The sequence below is a fragment of the Gordonia prachuapensis genome (genome assembly GCF_036350515.1).
Taxonomy (GTDB): domain Bacteria; phylum Actinomycetota; class Actinomycetes; order Mycobacteriales; family Mycobacteriaceae; genus Gordonia; species Gordonia prachuapensis.
In genome coordinates this window covers 138,442-144,600 of record NZ_JAZDUE010000016.1, presented here as the reverse complement: position 1 = coordinate 144,600, position 6,159 = coordinate 138,442, and the positions used below count along the sequence as shown (strand labels likewise).

General features: G+C 67.3%; 4 protein-coding genes and 1 pseudogene. 1 reads left to right on the top strand and 4 read right to left on the bottom strand.

From position 1 onward, the window contains the following. Positions 1-509 precede the first annotated feature (509 nt). Complete coding sequence (locus V1Y59_RS18705) at positions 510-1,751, bottom strand: fatty acid desaturase family protein (RefSeq protein WP_330506464.1); 1,242 nt, start codon at positions 1,749-1,751, stop codon at positions 510-512. A gap of 8 nt (positions 1,752-1,759) precedes the next feature. Further along, positions 1,760-2,872, bottom strand: coding sequence for a ferredoxin reductase (locus V1Y59_RS18700; RefSeq protein ID WP_330506463.1), 1,113 nt, complete (start codon positions 2,870-2,872; stop codon positions 1,760-1,762). 188 nt (positions 2,873-3,060) lie between these two features. Here V1Y59_RS18700 and V1Y59_RS18695 point away from each other — a divergent pair. After that, positions 3,061-3,615: pseudogene (locus tag V1Y59_RS18695) on the top strand (phosphatase PAP2 family protein); the annotation flags it as partial. A gap of 204 nt (positions 3,616-3,819) precedes the next feature. Here V1Y59_RS18695 and V1Y59_RS18690 read toward each other — a convergent pair. Further along, positions 3,820-4,818: a 2-hydroxyacid dehydrogenase gene (locus V1Y59_RS18690; RefSeq protein WP_330506461.1), complete on the bottom strand. Its 999-nt coding sequence runs from the start codon at positions 4,816-4,818 to the stop codon at positions 3,820-3,822. Positions 4,819-4,823: 5 nt separating this feature from the next. Then, positions 4,824-6,158 carry a glucarate dehydratase gene (gudD, locus tag V1Y59_RS18685; RefSeq protein WP_330506460.1) on the bottom strand — a complete coding sequence of 445 codons (1,335 nt, stop codon included), beginning with the start codon at positions 6,156-6,158 and terminating at the stop codon, positions 4,824-4,826. Position 6,159: the final 1 nt, after the last annotated feature.

The window sequence follows — 6,159 nt, the reverse complement described above, 5'->3', positions numbered from 1 at the left end:
GCCAACCGCCTCGTCGGCATACTCCATGGCTGCCTAGCCCGCGGTATCCCCTACGACCCCGCCACCGCATGGAAGGACCAAACCCCCGCCGCGGCTTGACATCAAACCTTCAGGGATGTCTCGATCACCGGAGGGGGACACCCACCCGCCTGGTTGAGTAGCGGCGCGCGAGCCTGCGAGCCCGCCTGGTTCACCCGCTGGTTGAGTAGCGGCGCGCGAGCCTGCGAGCCCGCCTGGTTCACCCGCTGGTTGAGTAGCGGCGCGCGAGCCTGCGAGCCCGCCGCGTATCGAAACCAGCCGCACCCCACCAGATCTCGATACGCCCTCCGCTAGCGCTCCGGGCTACTCGATCACCGGAGAGGGTCACCCACCTGCCCGGCCTGGTTCACCCGCCGGTTGAGTAGCGGCGCGCGAGCCTGCGAGCCCGCCGCGTATCGAAACCAGCCGCACCCCACCAGATCTCGATACGCCCTCCGCTAGCGCTCCGGGCTACTCGATCATCGGAGGGGTCACGCCGCCGACTGCACCGGGGCGTTCTTCAGTTCACGCAGGGCGGTGCGCAGACCGCGGCGTTTGCCGGTCTCCGGATCGACCCCGAAGTGGTTCGCCATGCCCTCGCGGACGGCGAACCGCAACTCGGACGCGGTCTCCGGTGCGTCGTCGGACGTCGCCTTCAGCATGCCGTTCGGCACGGCCAGCTTCGCGATGGTACGGAACGACTGGAAGTACTGGTGGGCAAGCGAACCCGTGGTGTAGGGCAGGTCGTACTTGTCGCACAGTTGCCGTACCCGGACCCCGATCTCCTCGTACCGGTTGCTGGGCAGGTCGGGGAACAGGTGGTGCTCGATCTGGTGACTGAGGTTGCCGCTCATGAACCGCATCAGCGGCCCGGCACGGAAGTTGGCCGAGCCCAACATCTGTCGCAGATACCAGCGCGGCTGATCCTCGTTCTCGTATTCCTCGACGGTGAACTTCTCCGCGCCGTCGGGGAAGTGGCCGCAGAAGATCACCATGTACGCCCAGTAGTTACGGACGATGTTGGCGGTGAAGTTCGCGGCAATCGTCGGCTTCCAGTTGGCGCCGGCCAGCGCGGGGAAGATGAGATAGTCCTTGGCGGCCTGCTTGCCGACCTTACGTCCGATGATGCGGAGATCCTTGGCCGCCTGCCGGTAGGACTTCTCCTTCTTCCGCAGCTTCTCCGTCTCCAGATGATGCAGCGCCACACCGTATTCGAAGAACGTGCCGAGAGTGAGATTGTAGACGGGGTTACCGACCATCCACCATTCCCACGGCTGGTCGCGGGTGACCCGCAGGATGCCGTAGCCCACGTCGTCGTCCATCCCGACGACATTGGTGTACTTGTGGTGCACGAAGTTGTGCGAGTGCTTCCACTGCACGCTCGGGCACGTGGTGTCCCATTCCCACGACGACGAGTGGACCTCGGGATCGTTCATCCAATCCCACTGTCCGTGCATGACGTTGTGCCCCAACTCCATGTTCTCGATGATCTTCGCGAGCGAGAGCATGGCGGTGCCGGCGATCCACGCCGACTTGCGGTTGCTGAACATCAGCGCGAGACGACCACCGGCAGCGAGGCTGCGCTGCACGGTGATGGTGCGACGGATGTAGCGGGCGTCGCGCTGACCCCGGGACTCCTCGATGTCGCGTCTGATTGCGTCGAGTTCGGCGCCGAGCGCGTCGATGTCGGCCTCGGTGAGATGTGCGTATCGGTCGATGTCGGTGATGGCCATCTGGCCCCCTAGAGGTCGAGTGTGCATTCTCCGGACACGCTGCTGATGCATGTCTGGATTCGTTCACCTTCGCGACGTTCCTCGCCACTGCGCAGATCGCGCACATAGCCCCCGGCCAACGGAACGACACAGGTTTGGCAGATACCCATCCGGCAACCGAACGGCATCTGGATGCCCTGCTCCTCGCCTGCTTCAAGGAGCGTGGTGGCACCGTCTATCTCGACAGTCTTCCCAGACTTCGAGAAAGTCACCGTACCGCCTTCGCCGCCGTGATCGGTCCGGGCGATGGCGAAACGTTCGATGTGGAGCTGGTCGCGCAGCCCCTCCTCGGCGTACCGCTCTTCGACGGTGTCGAGCATGGCGACGGGACCGCACGCCCAGCACTGCCGGTCCCGCCAATCGGGCACCGCGGCGTCGAGCTGGTCAAGATCGAACTTCCCGTGTTCGCGGGTGAGCTGCAGCTGCAGATCATAGGACAGGACGTCGGCGTCCATCTTCTCGAGCTCTTCGAGAAAGATGACGTCGTCTCGGGTCGGGGCCGAATGGACGTGCACGATGTCGGGGACGGTGTCGCGGGACCGCAGCGAGCGCAGCATCGCCATGACCGGGGTGATGCCGCTGCCGGCGGTGAGGAACAGCGCGCTGTCCGGCAGCGGTTCGGGCAGGTGGAAGTCCCCTTTGGGCGCGGCGAGCCGGATGATCGTGCCGGGGCTGACGCCGTCGACGAGGTGAGTGGACAGAAAGCCGTCCGGGTTGGCCTTGACGGTGATGGCGATGGTCTTGTCGCTGGTGTCGCCGATCGAGGTCAGCGAGTATGACCGCCAGTGCCAGCGGCCGCCGACCTGCAGGCCGATGCCGACGTACTGGCCCGCCTTGTAGGACGCCGGAAAACCCCAGCCGGTGCGGATGGTGACGGTCGCGGTGTCCTCGGTCTCGCGGACCACCTCGACCACGCGGCCGCGCAGTTCACGCGCCGACCACAGTGGGTTGACGAGGTGCAGGTAGTCGTCGGGCAACAGCGGGGTGGTGGCGCGGGCGATGAGCCCACGCACGATGTTGACCTCGGGTTTTCTGGCCTCGACGTCGGCCGCCGGGCGTTTGCTCCACTTCAGCAGATCCATTCGGAACACCTCCCAGAACCTTGTGCACGACTGTACACAGAACTGCGCGGACGGGGCACGATCCGCGAATCTGAGTCAACACCGAGACTCCTCAGGTTGCCTGCAGAGAGTTCCCAGCTTTGCTGGCTACATTCGTTCCTGTGACCGGATCCATCGCTGCGCGCCGTTCCTCCCTCTCACGCGCAGCGATGGTGATGGCCGCATTTGTCTGTTCCGCCGCGATTTTCGTGCTCGCGGTATGGACGGCGCCCGGTCAACGCGTCGATCAATGGCTGCTCGACGTGTGCCGGGCGTTGCCTCCGGTCGATCAGATGCCGTTCCTGCTCGACATCGGGATCGTGTCCAGCCCACTGCTCTGGGTGGTGATCGCGAGCGCCGTCGTCGTGCTGGTGCAATGCCGCCGTTTCTCGTCGCGCGCCGATGCGCGACGCGAACTCGGCGTCACGGCGATGTTGCTGGCGTTCGCGCCGGTCACGGTGCTGGGCGTGCAGTTGCTGCGCGATCATGTGCTGACGCGCCCGCAACTGCACACCTGGATCGCGGAGACCGCGAATTCGGCGCCGAGCGGGCACGCGGCCGCGGTGACCGCCGCGGTCGTCGTGTTGGTGGTCGCCAGTCCCCCCGCTTTGCGGCCGTTTGTCGGAACGGTCGTGGGGACGTGGGCTGCGGTTCTCGAGTTCGTGCTGGTCGCCGCCGGATGGCATCGGCCCAGCGACGTGATCATCTCGACGCTGCTGGTCGTGGGGGTCGGGGTGTTGCTGCCCGACCCGTGGCGCGGCACGGTCCGCGGTGTGCCGCCGCGCTGGTTGCGGGCGTTGCCGCTGATGATCACCCTCGCCGCGCCGGCCGTCGTCGCGTTCTACTTCCCCACGATCACCCAGGTCGCCGCCGCCGGGGCGATCGCGCTGGTCATGGCGATCGCGGTGCTCGCGCTCGGGGTGGGCAGATCACCTGTTCACCGGCCACACGATCCGCTGCAACGTCCGTCCTTCGGCGAGTCGACGGATGTTGTCGGCGATGTCTTGCACCCGCCTTACGAAGGTGTCGCGGGTGACGCCGGACGTATGCGGCGTCATCAGGACATTCGGTAGCTCCGCGAACGGCAGTTCGGCCGGTTCGGCGTGGTCGCCACCCATCGGGTAGCGGTACCAGACGTCGAGCGACGCTCCGCCGATGGTCCGGTCGCGCAGCGCCTCGTAGAGATCGCGCTCCACCACCAGCGGACCGCGCCCGACATTGACGAGGATGCCGTCGGGGCCGAGCTGGGCCAGGTCTGTGGAACCGATCATCCCGGACGTCGCGTCGGTCAGTGGCGCCGACACCACCACGATGTCGGATTCCTTCATCAGCCGTCCCAGGTCCCCGGTGTCACCGTGCCAGTCGAGGCCGGCGGCGTCGGCGACGCGGCCCGAGCCGGTGACCGCGCATCCGCGAGCTCCGAGCGCAGTGAGCAGCTGCGCGGTGCGGCGACCGATGTGCCCGAAACCGACGTAGCCGACCATGGCCCCACGCATCGTCGGCGGTTGGGCCACCCCGTCCTGATACACCGAGCTCGCCCACACGCCCTGCCGCAGCGACGCATCCTGGCCGATGAGGCCGCGCCGCAGCATCACCGTTGCCGCCACGATGTACTCCGCGATCGAGTCCTCGTGATGAAAGGTGTTGGCGACCTGCGTGTCCGCTCCCAGTTCACCGAAGGCGACCTTGTCGGTGCCGGCCCCGGCCACGTGGATCAGCCGCAACCCCCGGCCGGCCCGCGCCATCGCCGGCGTCACCCGTCCGCCCACATACACGTCGGCGTCGACGAGATCTCGGGACAGCGCATCTTCGTCGAACCGGTCATGCCACGACAGTTCGATGTCCGCGGAGAGGAGCTGTGACACCAGGAGGTCGCGGTGCGGCAACAGATTTCGCTCGCCGACGACGACCTTGAGGTAGTCCGTCACCGCTGTCAGCTCCGGACCAGCGCCGGACGCTTGCTGTCGAACGCCCAGTCGGGGATCAGGAACTGCATGCCGACCGCGTCGTCGCGGGCCCCGAGTCCCTCCGACAGGTACAGCTGGTGAGCCGCCTCCACCTGATCCATGTCGAGGTCCACACCGAGACCCGGCCGGTCCGGGACACTCAGATGCCCGTCGACGATCTCGTAGGGTTCCACGGTGAGCCGCTGCCCGTCCTGCCAGATCCAGTGCGTGTCGATCGCCGTGATGTCACCGGGCGCGGCCGCCGCGACATGGGTGAACATCGCCAACGACACGTCGAAGTGGTTGTTGGAGTGCGATCCCCAGGTCAGACCCCAGGCGTCGCAGAGCTGCGCCACCCGCACCGAGCCGGCCATGGTCCAGAAATGCGGATCCGCGAGCGGGATGTCCACGGCCCCCGTCCGGATGGTGTGTCCCATCTCGCGCCAGTCAGTCGCGATCATGTTGGTGGCGGTCGGCAACCCGGTGGCGCGCTTGAACTCCGCCATCACCTCGCGACCGGAGAAGCGGCCCTCGGGCCCGACCGGGTCCTCGGCGTAGGCCACCACGCCACGCAGTCGACGGCCGATCGCGACGGCCTCCTCGAGCAGCCACCCGCCGTTCGGGTCGAGCGTCACCCGCGCGTCGGGGAAGCGTTCGGCCAGTGCGGTCACCACGTCGGCCTCCGCGTCGGGTGCGAGCACGCCGCCCTTGAGTTTGAAATCGGCGAAGCCGTACCGCTTCTGCGCGGCCTCGGCGAGGGCGACCACACTGTCGGCGTCGAGCGCCTCCTGGTGGCGCAGGCGCAGCCAGTCGTCGGTCTCGTCGGCGCCGTCGGCGTAGTCGAGGGTGGTCTTGGTCCGGTCGCCGACGAAGAACAGGTACCCCAGCGCCGGAACGCGTTCACGCTGTTGGCCTTCGCCGAGTAGCGCGGCCACCGGGACCTGCAGGTGTTGCCCGAGCAGGTCGAGCAGCGCCGACTCCACCGCGGTGACCGCGTGGATGGTGACCCGCTGGTCGAACGTCTGGTCGCCGCGCCCGGCGCGGTCGCGGTCGGCGAACGTGCGTCGGATGTCCTGCAGCACGGCGTTGTACGCGCCGATGCCGCGGCCCACGACGATGTCACGCGCGTCGCCGAGGGTGGTCCGGATGGGTTCTCCGCCGGGCACCTCACCGACACCCTGGTTTCCCTCGGAGTCGGTGAGGATCACCAGATTCCGGGTGAAGTAGGGGGCGTGCGCGCCGGACAGGTTGAGCAGCATGCTGTCCCGGCCCGCCACCGGGATGACCCGCATCTCGGTGATCACGGGGGTGTGGGCGGTCATG